At 61.1% G+C, this 19,132-nt stretch carries 16 protein-coding genes; 4 read left to right on the top strand and 12 right to left on the bottom strand.

Translation table 11 applies throughout. The annotated features are described in order from the left end of the window. Positions 1–30 precede the first annotated feature (30 nt). A complete protein-coding gene (gene acnA / locus ACYQ0G_RS06845; protein ID WP_460101022.1) occupies positions 31–2,706 on the bottom strand; it encodes an aconitate hydratase AcnA in 2,676 nt (891 codons plus the stop codon). Positions 2,707–2,934: 228 nt separating this feature from the next. On the opposite strand from acnA, the gene ACYQ0G_RS06840 reads away from it, so the two are divergent. Further along, a complete protein-coding gene (locus tag ACYQ0G_RS06840; protein WP_460101020.1) occupies positions 2,935–3,093 on the top strand; it encodes a hypothetical protein in 159 nt (52 codons plus the stop codon). Positions 3,094–3,100: 7 nt separating this feature from the next. Here ACYQ0G_RS06840 and ACYQ0G_RS06835 read toward each other — a convergent pair whose 3' ends face one another. Then, positions 3,101–3,988, bottom strand: a complete 888-nt coding sequence (locus ACYQ0G_RS06835; protein WP_460101018.1) for a DMT family transporter — start codon at positions 3,986–3,988, stop codon at positions 3,101–3,103. Positions 3,989–4,131: 143 nt separating this feature from the next. On the opposite strand from ACYQ0G_RS06835, the gene ACYQ0G_RS06830 reads away from it, so the two are divergent. Further along, positions 4,132–5,550: a L,D-transpeptidase family protein gene (locus ACYQ0G_RS06830; protein ID WP_460101017.1), complete on the top strand. Its 1,419-nt coding sequence runs from the start codon at positions 4,132–4,134 to the stop codon at positions 5,548–5,550. Positions 5,551–5,571: 21 nt separating this feature from the next. Here the strand turns inward: ACYQ0G_RS06830 and ACYQ0G_RS06825 are convergent, their stop codons facing one another. From ACYQ0G_RS06825 to ACYQ0G_RS06805, 5 genes are all read right to left on the bottom strand, one after another. Further along, positions 5,572–6,279: a murein L,D-transpeptidase catalytic domain-containing protein gene (locus tag ACYQ0G_RS06825; RefSeq protein WP_460101015.1), complete on the bottom strand. Its 708-nt coding sequence runs from the start codon at positions 6,277–6,279 to the stop codon at positions 5,572–5,574. 4 nt (positions 6,280–6,283) lie between these two features. Beyond that, on the bottom strand, positions 6,284–7,195 hold the full coding sequence (locus ACYQ0G_RS06820; protein WP_460101013.1) for a histone deacetylase family protein: 912 nt from the start codon (positions 7,193–7,195) through the stop codon (positions 6,284–6,286). Positions 7,196–7,232: 37 nt separating this feature from the next. Beyond that, positions 7,233–7,778, bottom strand: a complete 546-nt coding sequence (locus ACYQ0G_RS06815) for an inorganic diphosphatase (protein WP_460101010.1) — start codon at positions 7,776–7,778, stop codon at positions 7,233–7,235. Between the two features lie 58 nt (positions 7,779–7,836). Next, the gene (gene ispG / locus ACYQ0G_RS06810; RefSeq protein WP_460101008.1) at positions 7,837–8,988 is read right to left on the bottom strand and encodes a flavodoxin-dependent (E)-4-hydroxy-3-methylbut-2-enyl-diphosphate synthase; all 1,152 of its coding nucleotides are present in this window, start codon (positions 8,986–8,988) and stop codon (positions 7,837–7,839) included. Between the two features lie 61 nt (positions 8,989–9,049). After that, positions 9,050–10,357, bottom strand: a complete 1,308-nt coding sequence (locus ACYQ0G_RS06805; protein ID WP_460101006.1) for an OmpP1/FadL family transporter — start codon at positions 10,355–10,357, stop codon at positions 9,050–9,052. Between the two features lie 165 nt (positions 10,358–10,522). Between ACYQ0G_RS06805 and ACYQ0G_RS06800 the strand changes: the two genes are divergently transcribed. Beyond that, positions 10,523–11,524, top strand: coding sequence for a zinc transporter ZntB (locus ACYQ0G_RS06800; protein ID WP_460101003.1), 1,002 nt, complete (start codon positions 10,523–10,525; stop codon positions 11,522–11,524). A 3-nt stretch (positions 11,525–11,527) separates the two neighbouring features. On the opposite strand, the gene ACYQ0G_RS06795 is transcribed toward ACYQ0G_RS06800, so the two are convergent. The 3 genes from ACYQ0G_RS06795 to ACYQ0G_RS06785 form a co-directional block, all read right to left on the bottom strand. Continuing rightward, positions 11,528–13,309 carry a DUF885 domain-containing protein gene (locus ACYQ0G_RS06795; protein ID WP_460101000.1) on the bottom strand — a complete coding sequence of 594 codons (1,782 nt, stop codon included), beginning with the start codon at positions 13,307–13,309 and terminating at the stop codon, positions 11,528–11,530. Positions 13,310–13,439: 130 nt separating this feature from the next. Continuing rightward, on the bottom strand, positions 13,440–14,402 hold the full coding sequence (locus tag ACYQ0G_RS06790) for an SDR family NAD(P)-dependent oxidoreductase (protein WP_460100997.1): 963 nt from the start codon (positions 14,400–14,402) through the stop codon (positions 13,440–13,442). Positions 14,403–14,512: 110 nt separating this feature from the next. Then, entirely contained in the window at positions 14,513–15,763 is a 1,251-nt protein-coding gene (locus tag ACYQ0G_RS06785) for a mechanosensitive ion channel (protein ID WP_460100995.1), read from the bottom strand. 114 nt (positions 15,764–15,877) lie between these two features. On the opposite strand from ACYQ0G_RS06785, the gene ACYQ0G_RS06780 reads away from it, so the two are divergent. Continuing rightward, positions 15,878–16,882: an isoaspartyl peptidase/L-asparaginase family protein gene (locus ACYQ0G_RS06780; RefSeq protein WP_460100993.1), complete on the top strand. Its 1,005-nt coding sequence runs from the start codon at positions 15,878–15,880 to the stop codon at positions 16,880–16,882. Between the two features lie 129 nt (positions 16,883–17,011). Here the strand turns inward: ACYQ0G_RS06780 and ACYQ0G_RS06775 are convergent, their stop codons facing one another. Continuing rightward, positions 17,012–18,118, bottom strand: coding sequence for an OmpA family protein (locus ACYQ0G_RS06775; RefSeq protein WP_460100990.1), 1,107 nt, complete (start codon positions 18,116–18,118; stop codon positions 17,012–17,014). Between the two features lie 111 nt (positions 18,119–18,229). Then, positions 18,230–19,123 (bottom strand): prephenate dehydratase, encoded by an 894-nt coding sequence (locus ACYQ0G_RS06770; protein ID WP_460100987.1) that lies wholly within the window; start codon positions 19,121–19,123, stop codon positions 18,230–18,232. Positions 19,124–19,132: the final 9 nt, after the last annotated feature.

The raw sequence follows: 19,132 nt of genomic DNA, 5'->3' as shown, positions 1-19,132 counted from the left end.
CCGCCCTCTTCCAACGGGTCTTGCCGAACCTCAGGCTGCGGCGAGCTTGCGCAACACGTAATGGAGGATGCCGCCGTTGCGGTAGTACTCCATCTCGTTGGCGGTATCGATGCGGCACAGCGCGGTGAAGGTGGCCTTGGTGCCATCGCCGTGGGTCACTTCGACCTCAACGTCCTGAGCCGGGCTGAGATTGCCGAGGCCCTTGATGGTGAAAGTGTCGTCCGCGCCCAGGCCAAGGCTCTGGCGGGTGTCGCCTTCCTTGAACTGCAGCGGGAGCACGCCCATGCCGATGAGGTTCGAACGATGGATACGCTCGTAGCTTTCGACGATCACGGCGCGCACACCCAGCAGGATGGTGCCCTTGGCCGCCCAGTCGCGGCTGGAGCCGGTGCCGTATTCCTTGCCGGCGATGACCACCAGCGGCGTGCCGTCTTCCTTGTGCTTCATCGCCGCGTCGTAGATCGGCATCTGCTCACCCTTGTAGGTGGTGATGCCGCCTTCGACGCCGGGGACCATCTCGTTCTTGATACGGATGTTGGCGAAGGTGCCGCGCATCATGACTTCGTGGTTGCCGCGGCGCGAACCGTAGGAGTTGAAGTCCGCCTTCGAAACCTGGTGGTTCTTCAGATATTCGCCGGCCGGGCTGTCTTCCTTGATCGAACCTGCGGGCGAGATGTGGTCGGTCGTGGTCGAATCGCCGAGGATCGCCAAAGGCTTTGCATCGGTGATGTCGGTGACGGGTGCCGGTTCCATGTCCATGCCTTCGAAGAAAGGCGGGCTGGCAACATAGGTGCTCGTCGGGTTCCAGCGATAGGTGTCGCTGGCTTCGACCTTGATCGCCTGCCAGTGCTCGTCGCCCTTGTAGACGTCGGCATAGCGGCTTTCGAACATCTGCCGGTCGATATTGGCGGCACGGTGCTCGGCGATTTCCTGATTGGTCGGCCACACGTCGGCGAGCATCACGTCATTGCCCTGCTGGTCCTGACCTAGCGGCGTTTCGGTGATGTCCTTGGTCACCGTGCCGAGGATCGAATAGGCGACCACCAGCGGCGGCGAGGCGAGGAAGTTGGCGCGCACATCGGGCGAAACGCGGCCCTCGAAGTTGCGGTTGCCCGACAGGACGGAGGCGGCGACGATGTCGTTGCCGTTGATCGCCTTGCTGATCGGCGGTGCGAGCGGGCCCGAGTTGCCGATGCAGGTGGTGCAGCCATAGCCGACGAGATCGAAGCCCATCGCGTTCAGATCGTCCTGCAAACCCGACTTCACGAGGTAATCGGTGACCACCTGCGAGCCCGGTGCAAGGCTGGTCTTCACCCAAGGCTTGGGCTTCAGCCCCTTTTCATGCGCCTTCTTGGCGACGAGGCCGGCTGCAATCAGCACGTCTGGATTGGAGGTGTTGGTGCAGCTGGTGATGGCCGCGATGACAACGTCACCGTCGCCGACATCGTGGTGCGTGTCCTCGACCTCAACGCGCAGGGGCTGATCCTTGCCATAGATCGACTTGAGGTCGGTGTTGAACAGCTCATCCACCTGCGGCAGCGCGACGCGGTCCTGCGGACGCTTGGGGCCAGCAAGGCTCGGCACGACCTTCGACAGGTCGAGATCGAGCGTCTTGGTGAAGACCGGTTCGTTCTCCGGCGTGAACCACATGCCCTGTTCTTTCGAATAGGCTTCGACCAATGCGATGGTTTCCTCGTCGCGGCCGGTCAGGCGCATGTATTCCAGCGTTTTGTCGTCGATGCCGAAGAAGCCGCAGGTCGCGCCATATTCGGGTGCCATGTTGGCGATCGTCGCACGGTCGGCGAGGGTGAGATTGGCAACGCCTTCGCCGTAGAATTCGACGAAGCGGCCGACCACGCCGACTTCGCGCAGCATCTGCACGCAGGTCAGCACCAGATCGGTTGCGGTCACGCCTTCGGCCATCGCGCCGGTCAGCTTGAAGCCGACGACTTCGGGGATCAGCATCGAGATCGGCTGGCCGAGCATGGCGGCTTCGGCTTCGATCCCGCCGACGCCCCAGCCCAGCACGCCAAGGCCGTTGATCATGGTGGTGTGGCTGTCGGTGCCGACGCAGGTGTCGGGATAGGCAAAGGTCACGCCGTCAGGTCCTTCGCTGTTCCATACGCCCTTGCCGATATATTCGAGGTTCACCTGGTGACAGATGCCGGTGCCCGGAGGCACGGCGGAGAAATTCTCGAAGCTCTTCGAGCCCCACTTAAGGAAGTCGTAACGCTCGGCATTGCGGGCGTATTCGAGTTCGACGTTCTTTTCGAACGCCTTGGGATGGCCGAATTCGTCCACCATGACCGAGTGGTCGATCACGAGGTTCACGGGAACCTGCGGGTTGATCTTGGAAGTGTCGCCGCCGAGCTTGCCGATTGCATCGCGCATGGCAGCAAGGTCGACCACGCAGGGCACGCCGGTGAAATCCTGCAGCAGCACGCGGGCCGGGCGGTACTGAATTTCTTTGCCGGTGACCGGGTTCTTCTGCCAGTCGGCGATGGCCTGCGCATCGTCCGTGCTGACGGTGAAGCCGTCGTCTTCAAAACGCAGCATGTTCTCCAGCAAGACCTTCAGGCTGAAGGGCAAACGCGAAACGTCGCCGATCTTTTCGGCCGCCTTGTCGAAGGAATAATAGGCATATTCCTTGCCGTTTACGGTGAGAGTTGAGCGCGTTCCGAGACTGTCCTGGCCGACCTGGGTCATGCGGGCAAATTCCTTTCTTTCTGGAGCCGTCACACCACCAATGGGCAAGGCGGCAGAATGTGCCGCGCCTGTGCGCCGAGACGGGTAAAAAATCAAGGGTGGCCGGCATTGCGAACGGGTCGATGGGGAACCCTAACTGCGCTCAACCCATTGATAGGGCAAATGATGGGCCGATGCGCACCGCAATAGAAAAGAGCGAAAAGCGCCGCCCAATGAGGAGTTTAGAATATGAAGACCGCTAACCGTACCAATGCGAAATCGCGCCAGACCCTTCGTCTTGCTGTAGTCACGGCTGCAGTCGGCGTGGCCGGAATGTTCACTGCCGCCGCAACTTTTGCCAGCGATAATGCACCGGAAGATCAAGTTGAGGTCACGCAGCAGCGTTGATCCAGTCTTATAGGGCGCTTTGCTCCGGTCGTTTGCGCCGGGCAGCTATCCAGCACCCCGCCACTATGAATGCGGCACCGATAATCGTAGAGCCGCGAACATGTTCGCCAAAATAGAGCCAACCGAATAGAGAGGCCCATAGAAATCCGGTATATTCTATTGGCACCAGGCGCTGCGTTTCTGACCGGGCGTAGGCCCAGGTGAGAAAGAGCAGAGCGGCTACCGCCAGGATAGCGCCAGCGACCAGCTCTCCCCAAACTTCGCCCCTTGGCATTACAAACAAAAACGGGGCACCTACCAGCAGTGTAAGAGCGGCAACGCCGTTCTGAAAGGTCCCCGCTTCTTCAGGCGATGATATCAAAGCCTGTTGCCGTTGGAGGATCAGATTCCAGGCGAATAGCAACGCCGAAATACCGACGAGCAGCAGCCCGACGAGGGAATCCTCGCTCATCTTCTCGCGTCCGATACGGTCGCCGACGATGACAATCACTCCGCCAAGTCCCAGCAAGGCCCCCATGATGGCGCGACGCTTGATCCGCTCTCCCAGAATGATCGCCGCTAGATAAAGCGTGATGAGAGGGGCGATGAAGCTGATCGCAATTGCTTCGGCAAGGGGCAGGCGAACCAGCGCTGCAAAGAAGGTCCAGCCCATAAAGGCGACCACTATCCCCCGCATGAGATGAACTTTGAGCACGGATCTGGTCGGAAGCTTTCTCACCCGCCACCACCAGATCGGCGCAATCATCACGAAACCGATCGCGCAGCGTAGCAGATATGCGCTGTAGGCCCCCACCGACAAGCTGGCGCTCTTCATCACGGCGTCCATTGCCGAAAACAGCGCGATCCCGATGATTGTTGCCAGAACAGGCCTAAAGCTGTCGTCATTCGCGCTCATCGTCGCTGGCATAGTGCGCCCTGTCCCAAGCGCAACTTGGTTCAGCGGTGGGTAAGCCAGGATCGCGGATTGTATCCTACAGTTTACGATACATAGCGCCCGTAAAGCAGTATATATGGCGGAGCGCAAAATTGGTGGGCCAAATGAAACGATTTAATCTTATCTCCGGAACCGCGATCACCGCCGTTCTTCTTGCAACTTCCGCGCAGGCTCAGCAGGCGGCGCCTGAAAGCCTGTTGCCAGTTGCGGGACAAAGCCAAAGTGCTGCCAAGTCTGGGCCGCAACAAAGTGGCGATGACGCACGTACGGTGGACGAAGCTTTCGGCGATATCCGCATGGCTAGCGGCGAGGTGGTGCAGGAAATACCGTCTTTGGAAGGCGTATGGAGCGTGGCACAGGCCGAGCAACTGCTCGCATTCATCCCTACATTGGTCGCTGAGGGGCTGAACCCAACGGATTATCGTGCCGACGCGCTCAAGACCGCGATCGCTGCGGGCGAGGGTGAGGCGCTCAACAAGCTGGCCAGCGAAACCTTCGTCTGGCTGGTCGAAGATCTACGCGATGGCCGCACGCCAATGGAATCGCGTCGTCAGTGGTTCGTCGTCGATCCTGATGCGGACCGTCTGCCGACTTGGAAGCTGCTCGAAGATGCGCTGGCCAGCGGTGATATTTCCGGCACGCTGACCTCGCTCAATCCGGTTCATCCCGACTATGCGGCTTTGAGGGAGGAACTTACCACGGCAAAAGACGCCAAGCGGATCAAGCTGATCCGGGCAAATATGGATCGGTGGCGCTGGTTGCCGCAGGATCTTGGTAAGCAGTATCTCGTTACCAATGTGCCCGAATACATGCTGCGCCTTACGGTGAACGGCAAGATCATCAAAAGCTACCGTACCGTCGTCGGGAAGCCCGGTCGTACTGCGACGCCGCAACTTGCTGAAATGGTCGAGGCGGTGATCTACAACCCGACGTGGACCGTGCCTCAGTCGATCGTGAAGGGCGAAGGTCTGGGCGCTAAGGTGCTCAACAATCCCGGCTGGGCCCGGACCGCTGGCTACAAGGCAACCAAGGGCGAAAATGGCTGGGTTACTGTGGTGCAGCAACCTGGCCCGCAGAATTCACTTGGCCTGATGAAGCTCGACATGCCTAACGAACACGCGATCTTCCTTCACGATACGCCTAGCCGCCACTTGTTCGCGAATGACAACCGTGCGTTGAGCCACGGGTGCATCCGCGTGCAGGGTGCGCGTGAACTGGCGATGACCATGTCGATGCTCGGCAATGCCAGCAGTCGCGAAGATATCCCGGCGATCCAGCAGGAGGTTTCGGAAATCACGACTAGCGGCGAATACACGCGCTACGAGATGAAGAAGCAGTGGCCGGTCTACATCACCTATTTCACCATGGCGAGCGACGTGAACGGCCAGATGAAGACTTTCAGCGACATCTACCATCGCGATGCGCCCGTGCTCGCCGCGCTCGATGCGCCGCGGGTATCGGATCGCGCGCGGGAGACGAGTGAAGAAGCCGTCGAAATCGTCGACGACATGCAGATCAGCTAAGAAAAGTAGTGCGCCCCGGCGTTAGAAAACGCCGGGGTTCGTCCTTTCGAAAGTACCGCCGTTGTCGCTGCGCAGCAATTCCGTCTGCGTGACCGGCGGTGGCACCCGGCTACCGTCTTCGGTCAGCCCAAGGCTTTCGGCATAGAGCAGGCGACCGCCGCTCAATTTCAGCAGCACATAGTCGAACTGGTCGGGACCGAGCGCGAAACAGCCGTTTGATCGTCCCAGGCGACCCCAGCGATCAACATGCTCCGGACGGGCATATTCTGCCTGATGCATCACGATAGCGCGCGGCAGGGCATGGTCGTTGGTAGGATCGAGCCCGTCGAGCCTGATCGACGTGCCATAGCGGCCAGTATACCAGCTGCGGGTCATATAGGCGCCGCGGCTGGTCGCCTCGCTGCCTTCGATGTTGGAATATCGCTTGAGCCAGCCGTCATGCTCGCTGTCCGATCCCGTGCCGTGGCTGACGTGGAAGCTCTGCACGCGCTCGTTCTCCAGATCGACGAAATGAAAGCGCCGCTTGGAGGAATGCAGGCCGAAATCGGCAATGCCGACGATGTCCTTTTTCCATAGCACATCACCCACCCGCGCCAGCTGCTCACGCGCGATGGCGAAGAGCTGCGCATCACGGCTGGCGGTGGGATTTACCTGCGCGCTCACCCGGCCTGGCAACGTAAGCGCTGCACCGGCGGCAAGCGAGCTCTTGAGAAGATCGCGGCGGTTCATGGGGTCATCCTATAACATCGTGCAAGCTATCGGAAGCTGAACGAGCGAATTCGTTATTCGCCTTGGCGCAGGCGATCATCGATCTGGCGTGCCTTTCGCCTACCTCGCGCGGATCGGGTCCGTACCCCCCTCCCAGCGAACTGGCCACTTGCAGGCCGCGCGATCGGACCGCTTCTATGACATAAGTGTCCCTGCGGATCAGACCTTGACTGGTCAGGGCCAGCCGTCCCAGCTTGTCCTCCGCATGAACGTCGACGCCCGCTTGGTATAGAACGAAATCAGGGTCGAATTGCGCGATGGTCCGTGGGAGATGCCGGTCGAGCGCGTCGAGGTAGCCATCGTCATCGGTCCCGTCGGTCAGCGGCACGTCGAGACTGGACCGTGCCTTTCGTACCGGAAAGTTCTTTTCAGCGTGGAGCGAGAGAGTGAAGATATCGTCCCGGCCAGCGGTAAGGCTGGCGGTGCCATCGCCCTGATGCACATCGAGGTCGACGATCAGGATGCGGCGGGCGTCGCCTTCGGCAATGAGGCGGTGGGACACGACGGCGAGATCGTTGAAGACGCAATAACCAGCACCCGTATCATACAGCGCGTGATGGCTGCCCGCCGCGCTGTTGGCAGCATAGCCATGGCGCCGCGCCAGCTGGGCAGCGAGCCATGTTCCGCCATTGGTATGGGCTACTCGCTGCGTAATATGCGGGGTGACGGGAAACCCTATGCGCCGTTCCTTTTCGCGCGGAACGGTGGATGTGAACACCTGTTCGACGTAGTCCGGGCAGTGTACGGCTTCCAGCCAGCGCCGCGCCATTGGGGGCGGGGCATGTTCGGTAATCGGGTAACCGCTGTCACGCAGGGTCGCCATGACTGCCATATATTTGTCGAACCGGAACGTCCCGCGCGTGGGCGCAGGGGCCATGTAATCTACGTGGTGGACAACATGAAGCAAGGCGTGGCTACCCGTTCATATCCTGCTTTGCGGCGATCGCCTTGTTAGCAAGCTCAGCTGCGTCCTTTTCATCGCCAGGCTCGAGTATTTTAACTTTGCGATCAATCAGGCGGTTGTAGACTTCGAAGAACACGCCGAGTTCCCACAGCATCGTCGGGCGAAGCTGGTCGAGGCGCTCGATCTCGCCGAATGTCTGGGATAGGGGCGGGACGCCCACGAGGCGGTCGTTGCGGACCATTTCGCCATTCTCTTCCTGTTCCATGCGCAGGATGGCAACGGGCCGGACGTCGACCAGCGTGCCCGAGGGAAGGGGACCACCCGTCAGCACCATCACATCGAGCGCGTCGCCATCTTCGGCCATTGTTGCAGGAATGAAACCGAAATTGGCGGGGAAGGCCAATCCCTGGGGCAATTCGATGGCCCAGCGGAAAATGCCCAGTTTCTTGTCGAGATCGATCTTGTGCGTATTGCCCTTGGGACATTCGATGAAGGCGTGCAGCAGGCCTTTTTCGGATCGAGCCGGTAAACGGGCAAGGTGTTCGGCATCGATCATCGTAAGGCGCTCCGCATGGCTGTCACCAATTTACGGAAGACCGGGCGAGGCGTTCCGCCTATTCCGCCGGTTCAGCCTGTTTGGGCGCATGCGGATCGAACGCCACGGCCTCGCCCGCCTCGATTGCTGCTGCTTTCTCTTCCACCAGTTTCACGATGTGATCGAGCATATCGTCGCTCTCGATATGATGGTTCTTCACGCCCGACAGATAGACCATGTGCTTGCCCGAGCCGCCACCGGTCAGGCCGATATCGGTCTCGCGCGCTTCGCCCGGGCCGTTGACGACGCAGCCGAGCACCGAAAGGCTCATCGGCGTCTTGATGTGTTCGAGCCGCTTTTCCAGCGTTTCCACGGTGCGTATCACGTCGAAACCCTGGCGCGAACAACTTGGGCAGGACACCACGCGTACACCGCGCGTCCGGAGGCCCAGCGCCTTGAGCATTTCGAAGCCGACCTTCACTTCCTGCTCAGGCTCGGCCGAAAGCGAGACCCGGATCGTGTCGCCAATGCCCGCCCACAGCAGACTACCGATGCCGATGCTCGATTTGACCGTCCCGCCGATCAGTCCACCAGCCTCGGTTATGCCGAGGTGCAATGGGCAATCAACGGCCTCTGCCAGTCCGTGATAGGCAGCGACCGCAAGAAAGACATCGCTGGCTTTCACCGCCACCTTGTACTGGTGGAAATCATGATCCTGTAGCAGCTTGATGTGATCGAGAGCGCTTTCGATCAGCGCTTCGGGACATGGCTCGCCGTATTTTTCCAGCAGGTCCTTTTCCAGACTGCCGGCATTCACGCCGATGCGGATTGCGCAGCCATTTGCCTTGGCTGCTCGCACCACTTCGGCCACGCGCTTGCTGTCACCGATATTGCCCGGATTGATGCGCAGGCAGGCAGCACCCTTGTCAGCCGCTTCGAGCGCGCGCTTGTAGTGGAAATGGATGTCCGCAACGATCGGGACATTGGCCGCGCGCGTAATTTCGTCAAACCGGGCAGTCGATTCCTCGGTCGGGCAGGAGACGCGGATGATGTCTGCGCCGACATCTTCGCAGCGGCGGAGCTGGTCGATCGTCGCGCCGACATCTTCGGTCGGCGTATTGGTCATGGTCTGGACGCTGATAGGGGCATCGCCGCCGACAGGCACGCTGCCGACCATGATCTGGCGGGACTGGCGGCGCTCGATCGTGCGCCAAGGTCGAATGGAAGACATGGCCCCGATATAGAGCGGGGAATGTGAAGGGGCAATGACGCCCCTTCACGAGAGTTGGCTATTAGAAGTTGGCGGCCAGCGAGAAGGCCAGCACATCGGCATTGCCGCGGCTGTCAGACCGGATCGTGGCATCTACGGCTGCCGGCGTGCCCTGGAAGAAGCCGTCGGTACGATCGAGCGGCTCGCTCTTCACGAAGACATGCGCATAGGCGAGGCTGGCAGAGATCGTGTCGTTCAGATCGTAGGTTCCGCCGACCGACAGCCAGGTGCGGTCGCCATCGGGAACACGCGTGGTGCGGAATTCGTCGGTGATCGGCGATTCGTCGAACATGGTACCGGCGCGCAGGGTGAAGCGCTCGGAGAAGTCATATTCGGCGCCGATGGCCATCGAATAAGTGTCGCGGTAGTTCTGCTCGCTGACCTGCGTGGGCGCGCCTTCGGGCTGTACGCGGATTTCGTTGAAATTGCTCCAGTTGTACCAGCGCCATGTTCCGTAGACGCGATACGGGGTGTCGGTACCGAACATGACGCTGACCGTGGCGATATCCGGGGTCGACAGCGGTGCAGTCGCGGACGTCACGACATTGTTGCCTGCGAGGGGACCTGTCAGGCCCGAAAGGTCGAAATCGCCTTCGAGCGTGTGGTCGATGGACGAACGGTAATGCGCGCCAATGCGAACGGGATCGAACGTGGCGGTGATACCGGCGTTCCAGCCCACGGTGATATCGTCGCCCTGAATGTTGAGCGCTGCATCGTCATCCGCCGGATTGAGGTTGGGCACAGCATTGGCGAGTTCGACATCGACATATTGCACGTCGACACCGGCACCGATCGAGATGTTCTCAGAGAGCTTATATGCTGCGCTCGGCTGCACGTTCACGGTGAAAACGTCGGACTTCAGCGAATCGTAACGGCCGAAGAAATCTTCGTCATAATCGACAACCACGCCGAACGGGCTGTTTACGCCCAGGCCCAGCCAGATGCGGTCGGTGACCTGTGCAGTGGCGTAGAAAGAGGGGATCACCAGCGGCTGCGCGAAAGGGTTGCCGCCATCGCTGCCAGTAACCGGGATGGCAACCGGAACGCCGGGCACGGTGCGAGTCGTACCGGTGTTCGACTGGCGCGCATCGACGAACAGCGCCTGCGCGTTCGCTTCGATCGTGATGCCCTCAAGTTCCGTCATACCGGCGGGATTGAAGAACACGGTTGCCGCGCTGTCGGCAGCGGCTGCATCGCCCGAATAGGCGCGGCCAGCTTCTTTGGTCGACTGTTCCTGAATGTAGAAACCGCCTGCATATGCGGGAGCGGAAAGGGCAAGTCCGACGCCGAGAGCGAGCGCGGATGTGGCGAATTTAATCGAATTGTTCATCGAGATATCCAACATGACTTCAGAAGCGTCGTGCCGGATTATTTAACCGTTCGACGCGGGGGCGGCGCGTTAGGGGAAGGTCAGAGGCAGGGCAAGCACGTTTCGTCGAGCAACTTACTTCAAAGCCGCTGGCAAAGCCGGACGCCTTGTTGCATCACCGTTTGCATGACCCAAGCGACTGATGCCACCGATACCGACACCCCCATGCTGTTCGGGCGTGTACTTGATGGCCAAGGCGGCGGCCGGCCGATCGCTTGGGAAGAAGCGGTCGGCTGGCAGCCTGCGAAAGAGGGCGAAGTGTTGTGGCTGCATATCTGCCGAACGCGTGACGGTGTCCAGCAATGGCTGGAGCAAGATTTTGCCGTTCCCGAACCGACTGCCGAACTGCTGACCAGCGATCAGACCCGTCCGCGCGCTTTCCGCGAAGGCAATACGCTGGTTGGCACGCTGCGCGGCATCAACTTCAACCCCGGTGCCGAACCGGAGGACATGATTTCGATGCAGTTCTGGTCGGACGGCCACCGGCTGGTCACTCTGCGCCGTCATCCCCTCCAGACGCCGCGTGAAGTGCTTGCCCAGATAGATCGCGGGGTCGGACCGGTCGATGCGGGGGCCACGATCACTCTGCTGGCCGAGTACATGATTGCGCGCATGAGCCAGTCGATCGTCGACATGAACGACGTGCTCGACGAGCTGGAGCACGACGATCCCGAGGAGCACGCCGAGGCGATGCTGACGCAGATTTCCACCATCCGCCGCAACTGCCTGGCGCTGAAACGCCATATGGGGCCGCAACACGAGGCGCTGGAGCAGATCAGCCGCGATGCGCCGGCCTGGTTCGAAGACCACGACCGACGCGAGATCGCCGAGAGCATCGCCCGACTGAGTCGCTATCTCGACGACATAGACATCAGCAAGGAAAGCGCACTTGTTCTGCAGGATGAACTGCGCGCCCGCAGCCTCGCGAGCAGTGAACATGCGACTTACATGCTCACCATCGTGGCGGGTATATTCCTGCCGCTCAGTTTTCTGACCGGACTGCTGGGCATCAATGTGGGCGGTATGCCCGGGATGGACGATCCCGATGCCTTCTGGGGCGTCGCCGCGCTCTGCGCCTTTCTTTTTATCGCGCTGATCGTGGTATTCCGACGCCTCAGATGGCTTTGATCGCTAGCCGGCGCTACGCTGCGAGGGGATGAACTCCTCTCGCACGGCCTTCGCGATCAACTCCAGCGGGATGATACCTTGGCTCAGCAGGAAATCGTTGAACGCCTTCTCGTTGAAGTCTTCACCCAGCGCCAGTTCGGTTTCTACCCGCAGATCGATCAACTTGCGATAGCCGTAGTAATAGGAACCGGCCTGACCGGGCATGCGGAACTGGTAGCGGTCGAGTTCCTGCTTGGTCATGCCGGGCGAGAACAGCGCTTCATCGCGTAGAACATGCTCTGCTTCCTCACGCGTCATCAGGCCGAGGTTCAGCGCCGGATCGAGGAAGGCGCGGGCGGCGCGTAGTAGCCGGAACTGCTGGGCGATGAACTGCCCTTCGATCGGTTCATGCGGCAGCATCTCGGCTTCGGCGTACAGCGCCCAACCTTCCACATTCACGCTGTTAAAGGCGTAGAGCATGCGGGCGAGCGAAACGCCGTTTTCCACCAGAGCGGCGAACTGCATTTCGTGGCCGGGGCGCGCTTCGTGGGCGCTCAGCGTCCAGCTGGCGGCGGGGAAGTTAAAATCGTCATAGGCGTCTTCCGCACTCGCAGTCGGGTTGCCGACTGTCAGCACGAAGGTGCCCTGTTCGCCGGTGTTGCCGATCAGGCGCGGGGGGCGCATGTGCGGGGCGGGCTGGGCCGCGCTTTCAGCGACCGATGCCACCCGCATCTGCAATTCGGTGTCGGGCAGCGAAACGATGTCGTTGTCGCGAACCTTTGCCTCCAGCTCGCGGTTCACGCCGCGATAGAATTCCTCGATCTCGTCGTTGGGGATCGTCTGCTGCTTCAGCCGGGTCATGACAGAAGCCATATCGGTTTCCGGCCAGCCGTTCTTCTCTGCGATCTGCGGGGCCAGCGCTTCCATCTGGGCGCGGATTTCATAGAAGCCCCGGCGTGCCTGGCTCATTGCTTCGCGCGGATCCATGTCGATACCGACATTGCGCAGGTTGAGCGCATAGAGTTCCTTGGGGAGGCGAGCTTCGTCGCGAGCTGCGGGAAGAACGACATCGCGGGTCCATTCGCCATAGTCGGCGAACTGCTGGTCCATCGCGTCGAGCGCTTCTTCGGCTCCGTCGATATCGTATTTGTCGAACAGTTCGCGAATGCCTGCAGCGAACGTCGGGATCTTGCCGATCGATTCCTCGACCTCAACCCGGTAGGGGCCGATCTTGCCATCGCCGCGGCTCGCTTCGAAACGGGCCTTGGCGAGTTCGGTATAAGGCTCGTAGCCATCTGCGACCCCGGTATAGCGATTGAGCAGTTGTACAGCCGATGCGCGGCGGTTCTCCGCGGTCTGGTCGGACAGCATCGAACCGATCGAATAGAAGATGCTCTGCGGCAACTCGGACCATTCAAGCATCATGCTTTCGTTCAACTCGGACGAGAGGATCGAGCGGTCGAGACTGTCGATCAGGATGGCCAGGTCCTGCTTCACGAAAGTGTTGCTCTCGCTTGCCATCGCGGCAGCAAATTCGGCGCGCAGGGCTTTTGCACCGGCAATGTAGCGTTCGGTGCTGTCGGGCGAATAATCGAAGGTCAGGCCATCATATTGTTCATAGCCGGACGAGCTCGCGCTTTCGGGATAGAACTGGGCTTCGAAATCGATCAACTTTTTTGTGTAGGCATTGCTGGTTTCGATCCAGTCGGCGCTGGTCGCCTGGCCCGCGGCGTCCTGGGCCATTGCTGTGCCAGCGGGAACGATGGTCGCGGTGGCGAGCGCGATGGCGGCGGCAAAGGTCTTCATGGGCTTATGTCCCCCTCGGTATAATCTAGATACTTTAATACGGGCATGGTCTGCGCCTGCCGATTTGCATTGGCAAGCAGCCACACGATTAACGGTCGATGCGGCCGGACCAGCGCGCGGCTAGCGCTGTTCAATAGGCGAATGTCTGGCCGACCATCTTTTCGCTTAGCTCCCACAGGCGTTCGGCCTTGTCCGGATCGATGGCGTAGCTGCGCACACCGCCGCCTGTGTCTTGATCGTCCTGTTCGGCAACATGGCAATCTTCACAATAAAGGCCGCCGCGTCCTTCGAGTACCGGCGTGGTGGCAACCCAGCAGGTCGTCGCAGCGCCTTGTGGGATGGTCTTGAAATGCTCGGGCTCTTCGCCGCGTTCCTCGGCGGACTTGCGGATTCTTTCCATGAGACTGGCCATTTCATCTTCGCTCATATGGCGACCGAGATTGGTATTGATGCCGCCCGGATGCAGCGCAAAGGCGTGGATGCCTTTCTCAGCGAGCCTTCGTTCGAGCCCCACGGCAAAGAGCACATTGGCAGTCTTCGACTGTCCGTAGCTGACCCATTTGTCATAGTCGCGGTTCTCGAAATTGGGATCGTCGAAATCGACCGGGGCAATGTGGTGGCCGCGGCTGGAAAGATTGACGATCCGCTGGCGCTCGCCACGCTCAACCAGCGGCATCAGCAGGTTGGTCAGAAGGAAGTGCCCAATGTGATTGGTGCCGAACTGCATCTCGAACCCGTCGGCGGTTTCGGCTTCGTCACAGGCCATGACGCCAGCATTGTTGATCAGGAGGTCGATCTTGTCGAAGCGCTCGTTCGCTTCAGCGCAAGCTTTCCGCACGCTGTCGAGCGAGGCGAGGTCGCACACCAGCGTATCTACCTTGGCACCGGTTTCTTCTGCAATCGCATCGGCGGCCGCGGCCAGCTTGGTTGCATCGCGGCCTGACAGGATCACATGTGCGCCGCGCTCCGCCATGGCCCGGGCGGTTTCGCGCCCGAGGCCGGAATAGCCGCCGGTGATGAATGCGGTCCGCCCGGAGAGATCTACTCCGGCAAGAACCTCATCCGCCGTGCTCGAAAAACCGAAATTGCTCATTGCGTGTACTCCTCTTTCGCAAGGGCACGTAACACAACGGAAAGGGGGCGCGAGAGTTTTCCTCTCGCGCCCCCGGACACCCTCTCTCCTTGGTGTCTTGTCTGATATCTTTAGGCGCCGGGCGGCAAAGGATCGTCGCTTTTAGGAGCGGCGGCCTTGCGGCGCTTGGGCTTGGGTGCAGGCTTCGCCGTGCTGCCGCCCAGATCGCTATCCATCTGGTCGAGCTTGCGGGCTGCCCAGTCACGCCCGCCGAGGCCGAAGGCCAAGGCGCCAGCAACCGAAATGCCTGCAATGATGATCGTCAGCACGTTGCCCGGGATCATGCCACCGATGCCGGTGAACTGCAGGCCCATGAAGACGAACAGGATGATCGTTGCCCAGCGCACGATGGTTGCGGCAGTGCCGTTTTCCCCGTCGCCCGAGATGAGGCGGGCGAGAAGGTTGGCGATGAAGAAGCCGAAGGCGATGACGACTGCGCCGAAGATCACACGGCCACCCAGTTCGAGCACCTGATCGAGGATGCGCGTCAGTTCGGGGAAGCCGAGCAGACGCGTTGCCGCGATGGCGAAGAAAAGGATGATTGCCACCTGCACCACGCGGGCGATGATGCTGGACGCCCTTGTACCTTCCGACATCATGCCGCTTTCCGCCAGGGCGCGGTCCACGCCGAGACCGGGCAGTACCTCTTTGAGGATCTGCACGATGAACTTGCTGATCAGATAGCCGATGCCGAGCAGGATTGCCGCGCCGATGATATTCGGAATGGCAGCGAAGATACGGCGCAGCATTTCCGAAGCCGGTCCGGAGATGGCTTCGATATTGAGCACATCCAGCGCCATGATGGCGACGAAGATCACGATGACGGCGTAGACGATCGTGGCGATCGTGCCGCTGATGGCGGTATTGCCGGTCAGGCTGTCTGCCCCGCCGCGATTGGCCCATTTGTCGAAATTGACCGTCTGCAGCGTGGTCTGAACAATGTCGCGCACGATACGCGCCACCATCATGCCGATGAAGAAGATAAGGCCGGCCGCCACGATACGCGGAATATATTCGACCACGTTTTCGAGCAGGCTGTCGACCGGACCGGCTACCGCACCGAGGCCGAGCACCTGAAGGATGATCAAGAGGCCGAACAGCCAGATCAGCAGGCTAACGATTTTGCCGAGCGATACACCGAGCGAAGCCCCGCTGCCGGTGTGTCGCTGGAAGAACGCAATATTGTCCACCAGTTTGGCAAATGCCCATTTTGCGGCTTTCGCAGCCACCCAGGTGATGAGCAGGACGATAAGCGCGAGCCCGATCTTCTCGAGCACGTTGAGCGCGACCTGTTCGTCGAACCGATAATTTCCGATACGCATGAAACCTCACTCCCCTTTGGGTTTCCGTAAGCGACAAGGGCTAACACGCCTGCACGATTTGTCCAAAGGCCTTTCTCGTATTGAGTGGATAAGCCCGCGTGCTATCGCTTGGGCATGAGAGGATATCTGACCACGCTCGCCCCCGGTCTGGCGCTCGCCATTGCCGGTTTCGCTTTACCTTGTGCGGCGCAGGATGATGCGCCGCGCTGGTCGCTCGCCATTCATGGCGGAGCGGGCACCATCGCCCGCGAAAACATGACCGCAGAAGAAGATACGGCCTACCGCGCGTCGCTGCAGGCCGCGCTCGACGCAGGCGCAAAGGTGCTGGCGGATGGCGGGGAAGCGCTCGACGCGGTCGGAGCGGTGATCCTCCTGCTTGAAGAAGATCCGCGGTTCAATGCAGGGCGCGGTGCGGTCTATACGTGGGAGGGCGGCCACGAACTCGATGCCTCGATCATGGACGGCCGCGATCGGGATGCTGGCGCCGTGGCCGGGGTGACCACCATTCGCCATCCCATCCTCCTTGCCCGCAAGGTCATGACCGACAGCCCGCACGTCATGCTCTCAGGCAAGGGCGCGGAAGAATTCGCCGCCGAACAGGACATCGAATTCGTGCCGCCGGAATTCTTCGATACCGATGCGCGGCGCCAGTCGCTGGAACGGATGAAGGCTGAAAAGCTCTCCGCCATCGATGTCGATGTGAAATTCGGCACGGTAGGTGCGGTGGCGCTCGATACGAATGGCAATCTTGCGGCCGGCACCTCGACCGGCGGGATGACCGGGAAGCGCTGGAGCCGGATCGGCGATGCCCCGGTGATCGGGGCGGGCACCTATGCCGACAACCGGGCCTGTGCGGTATCGGCCACCGGATGGGGCGAATATTTCATCCGCGTCGGCGTGGCGCGGACGATCTGCGCACGCATGGAAATGGGCGGCGAAAGCGCGCAAGCGGCAAGCGACGCGGTGATGGACGACGTGAAGGCACTGGGCGGGGACGGGGGCGTGATCGTCGTCTCACCTGCCGGGGATGCGATCTTCAGCTTCAATACCGCCGGAATGTACCGCGGCCGCGCGACCAGCGAGGGCGTGCGCGAAGTGGTAATTTACGGGGACGAATAACTTCGGCCCCTCCTATAGCGCGATGCGGTCCTGCAAAAGTAGCCGTCCTCAAGCAGCGCAGCGGTAGATCATAAAAAAGGGACCGGATCGCTCCGGTCCCTTCTCGGTACTCCGCTTGTGCGGGAGAGATTACATACCCGAACCCGGGCCGTAAGTGACCTCGACGCGGCGGTTCTGCAGTTCGCGCACCCCGTCGGCGGTTGGAACGCGCAATTGCGTTTCACCGAAAGCCTCGCTCGAGATGCGGCCACCCGGGATGCTGCGACCTGTCAGATAATCGCGGACCGAGGCATTGCGCCGTTCGGCAAGGCCGATGTTGTACTGCGCCGAACCCGAGGTGTCGGTGTGACCTGCCAGCATGACCGATGCCATGCCGCAGTTCGCATAGGCCGACACTGCGTTATCGAGGATCGTCGCGGCTTCGGGCGTGATGTCCGATTTATCCCAGTTGAAGAAGACGATGTAGGGCCCCTGCTGGCAGACCGGAGCGGGCGGCGGCGGGGGCGTGGCAGGCGGGGGCGGAGGCGGCGGAGCCGGTGTTGGCGGCGGCGGCGCGACGACCGGCTCTGCGGGGCGTCCGAAATTGAACGCGACCGTTCCGAGAACCGAATGCGAGGACCAGTTCGTCTCCGCAGTCGGCGTCGCGAAGGATCCGCCGATCCGGTATTCCGGAATGTTGAAGAAGCGATAGCGCAGGCCAACGTCGATGCTGTCGGTCAGCGGCGCGCGCAGTCCGGCGAGCGCCTGCCAGGCGAACTTCCAGTCATCGCCATTGATCAGATTGTCATCATCGCCGGTGCCCTCGAGCCCAATGGACTGATCGACATAGACCGAGCCGGCGCCGCCGCCGACGAAGGCCTGGATGCCGTCATCATTGCCGAGGTCGAGCAGGGCGTTCCCCATGATGCTGGCAGCAGAGGACTTGCCCAGCGGGTTCTGGACCGAAACATCGCTGGCGAGCGCGGACAGCTCGTCGTGATCATATTCGCGGTAGCTGCCTTCGACTTCTATGCGAAAGGCACCATAGTCATAGCCGAGAACCACTCCGCCGTCGAAGCCATAGTCTTCCTCCAGCGTGACGTCGATCGTCTCGCCATCGGAGAAATCTTCGAAATCGAAGTCCTGGGCGAGCGAGGGGCCGAAACCCAGTTCCACGTAAGCGGTATTGTCGCGGGCGAAGGCCGGCGAGGATAGAGCGGTCGAGCACAGTGCCAGACCCAGTACCAGTTTGCGCATGGTTTTCCCCATTCTTGCTGTTTTGACCCACAGCACATGGCAGCGCAGCATGACACTTCGTGTCAGCGCATGTCCAAACTGTCACAAAACTGACGCGCGAACGGGGGAGGGTCAGCCGCGCTTTCTTGCCTGCGCGTAGCTGCCGAGAAGGCGTACGCCATTGGTCTGGAATTCCAGTTCCTCCAGCGCGGCGTCCACGCGCGGATCGCCCGGCGCGCCTTCGATGTCGGCATAGAACCGCGTGGCGGCAAAGCTGGCGCCCTTCTGGTAGCTTTCCAGCTTGGTCATGTTGACGCCATTGGTGGCGAAGCAGCCCAGCGCCTTGTAAAGCGCTGCGGGCACGTTCTTCACCTCGAAGATCAGGGTCGTCATCGCCTGCTGTGCCTCGATCGCCGCGGGATCGCGCGGCTCTTTCGCCAGCACCACGAAGCGGGTGGTATTGTCCGCCGCGTCCTCCACCGCGTTTTCGATGATGTCGAGCCCATAGAGTTCGGCCGCCATGGGCGGTGCCAGCGCGCAGAATTTGGGATCCCGCATTTCGGCGACATAGGCCGCGGCGCCTGCCGTGTCGGCATGGGCCAGCGCGATGATGCCATTTTTCTGCAAATATTCACGCGATTGGCCCAGCGCCTGCGGATGGCTGTAGGCGGCTTCGAACGGACCGGGTCCGGTCGCCATCAGGGCGTGGGTAATCCGCATGAAATGTTCCGCCACGATCGACAGCCCGCTTTCGGGCAGCAGGAAGTGGATATCCGAAACCCGGCCGTGCTGACTATTCTCGATGGGAATCATCGCACAGCCCGCGCGCCCCTGCGTCACTGCGTCCAGCGCATCCTCGAACCCCAGATAGGGCAGCGGAAGGCATTCGGGATCGAACTGCATCGTCGCCTGATGCGAATTGGAACCGGGCGCGCCGCCGAAGGCGACCGCGCGTTGCGGATCGGTGGCGGCGGCCTGCCGCATGGTATCGACCATGTCGACGGCGGGTTTGGCGAAGGTACGCATGGCCGGGCG

This window comes from Qipengyuania triglochinis (genome assembly GCF_054655615.1).
Note: the sequence above shows the minus strand (reverse complement) of the source record. Positions and strands in the feature narration are given on the sequence as shown.

Coding starts and splice junctions, on each gene's coding strand:
- ACYQ0G_RS06815 (WP_460101010.1), bottom strand. CDS start 7,778: ATGATCGATGCCGAACACCTTGCCCGTTTACCGGCTCGATCCGAAAAA.
- acnA (WP_460101022.1), bottom strand. CDS start 2,706: ATGACCCAGGTCGGCCAGGACAGTCTCGGAACGCGCTCAACTCTCACC.
- ACYQ0G_RS06820 (WP_460101013.1), bottom strand. CDS start 7,195: ATGGCCCCTGCGCCCACGCGCGGGACGTTCCGGTTCGACAAATATATG.
- ACYQ0G_RS06800 (WP_460101003.1), top strand. CDS start 10,523: ATGACCCAAGCGACTGATGCCACCGATACCGACACCCCCATGCTGTTC.
- ispG (WP_460101008.1), bottom strand. CDS start 8,988: ATGTCTTCCATTCGACCTTGGCGCACGATCGAGCGCCGCCAGTCCCGC.
- ACYQ0G_RS06770 (WP_460100987.1), bottom strand. CDS start 19,123: ATGCGTACCTTCGCCAAACCCGCCGTCGACATGGTCGATACCATGCGG.
- ACYQ0G_RS06790 (WP_460100997.1), bottom strand. CDS start 14,402: ATGAGCAATTTCGGTTTTTCGAGCACGGCGGATGAGGTTCTTGCCGGA.
- ACYQ0G_RS06825 (WP_460101015.1), bottom strand. CDS start 6,279: ATGAACCGCCGCGATCTTCTCAAGAGCTCGCTTGCCGCCGGTGCAGCG.
- ACYQ0G_RS06785 (WP_460100995.1), bottom strand. CDS start 15,763: ATGCGTATCGGAAATTATCGGTTCGACGAACAGGTCGCGCTCAACGTG.
- ACYQ0G_RS06795 (WP_460101000.1), bottom strand. CDS start 13,309: ATGAAGACCTTTGCCGCCGCCATCGCGCTCGCCACCGCGACCATCGTT.
- ACYQ0G_RS06840 (WP_460101020.1), top strand. CDS start 2,935: ATGAAGACCGCTAACCGTACCAATGCGAAATCGCGCCAGACCCTTCGT.
- ACYQ0G_RS06805 (WP_460101006.1), bottom strand. CDS start 10,357: ATGAACAATTCGATTAAATTCGCCACATCCGCGCTCGCTCTCGGCGTC.
- ACYQ0G_RS06835 (WP_460101018.1), bottom strand. CDS start 3,988: ATGAGCGCGAATGACGACAGCTTTAGGCCTGTTCTGGCAACAATCATC.
- ACYQ0G_RS06780 (WP_460100993.1), top strand. CDS start 15,878: ATGAGAGGATATCTGACCACGCTCGCCCCCGGTCTGGCGCTCGCCATT.
- ACYQ0G_RS06775 (WP_460100990.1), bottom strand. CDS start 18,118: ATGCGCAAACTGGTACTGGGTCTGGCACTGTGCTCGACCGCTCTATCC.
- ACYQ0G_RS06830 (WP_460101017.1), top strand. CDS start 4,132: ATGAAACGATTTAATCTTATCTCCGGAACCGCGATCACCGCCGTTCTT.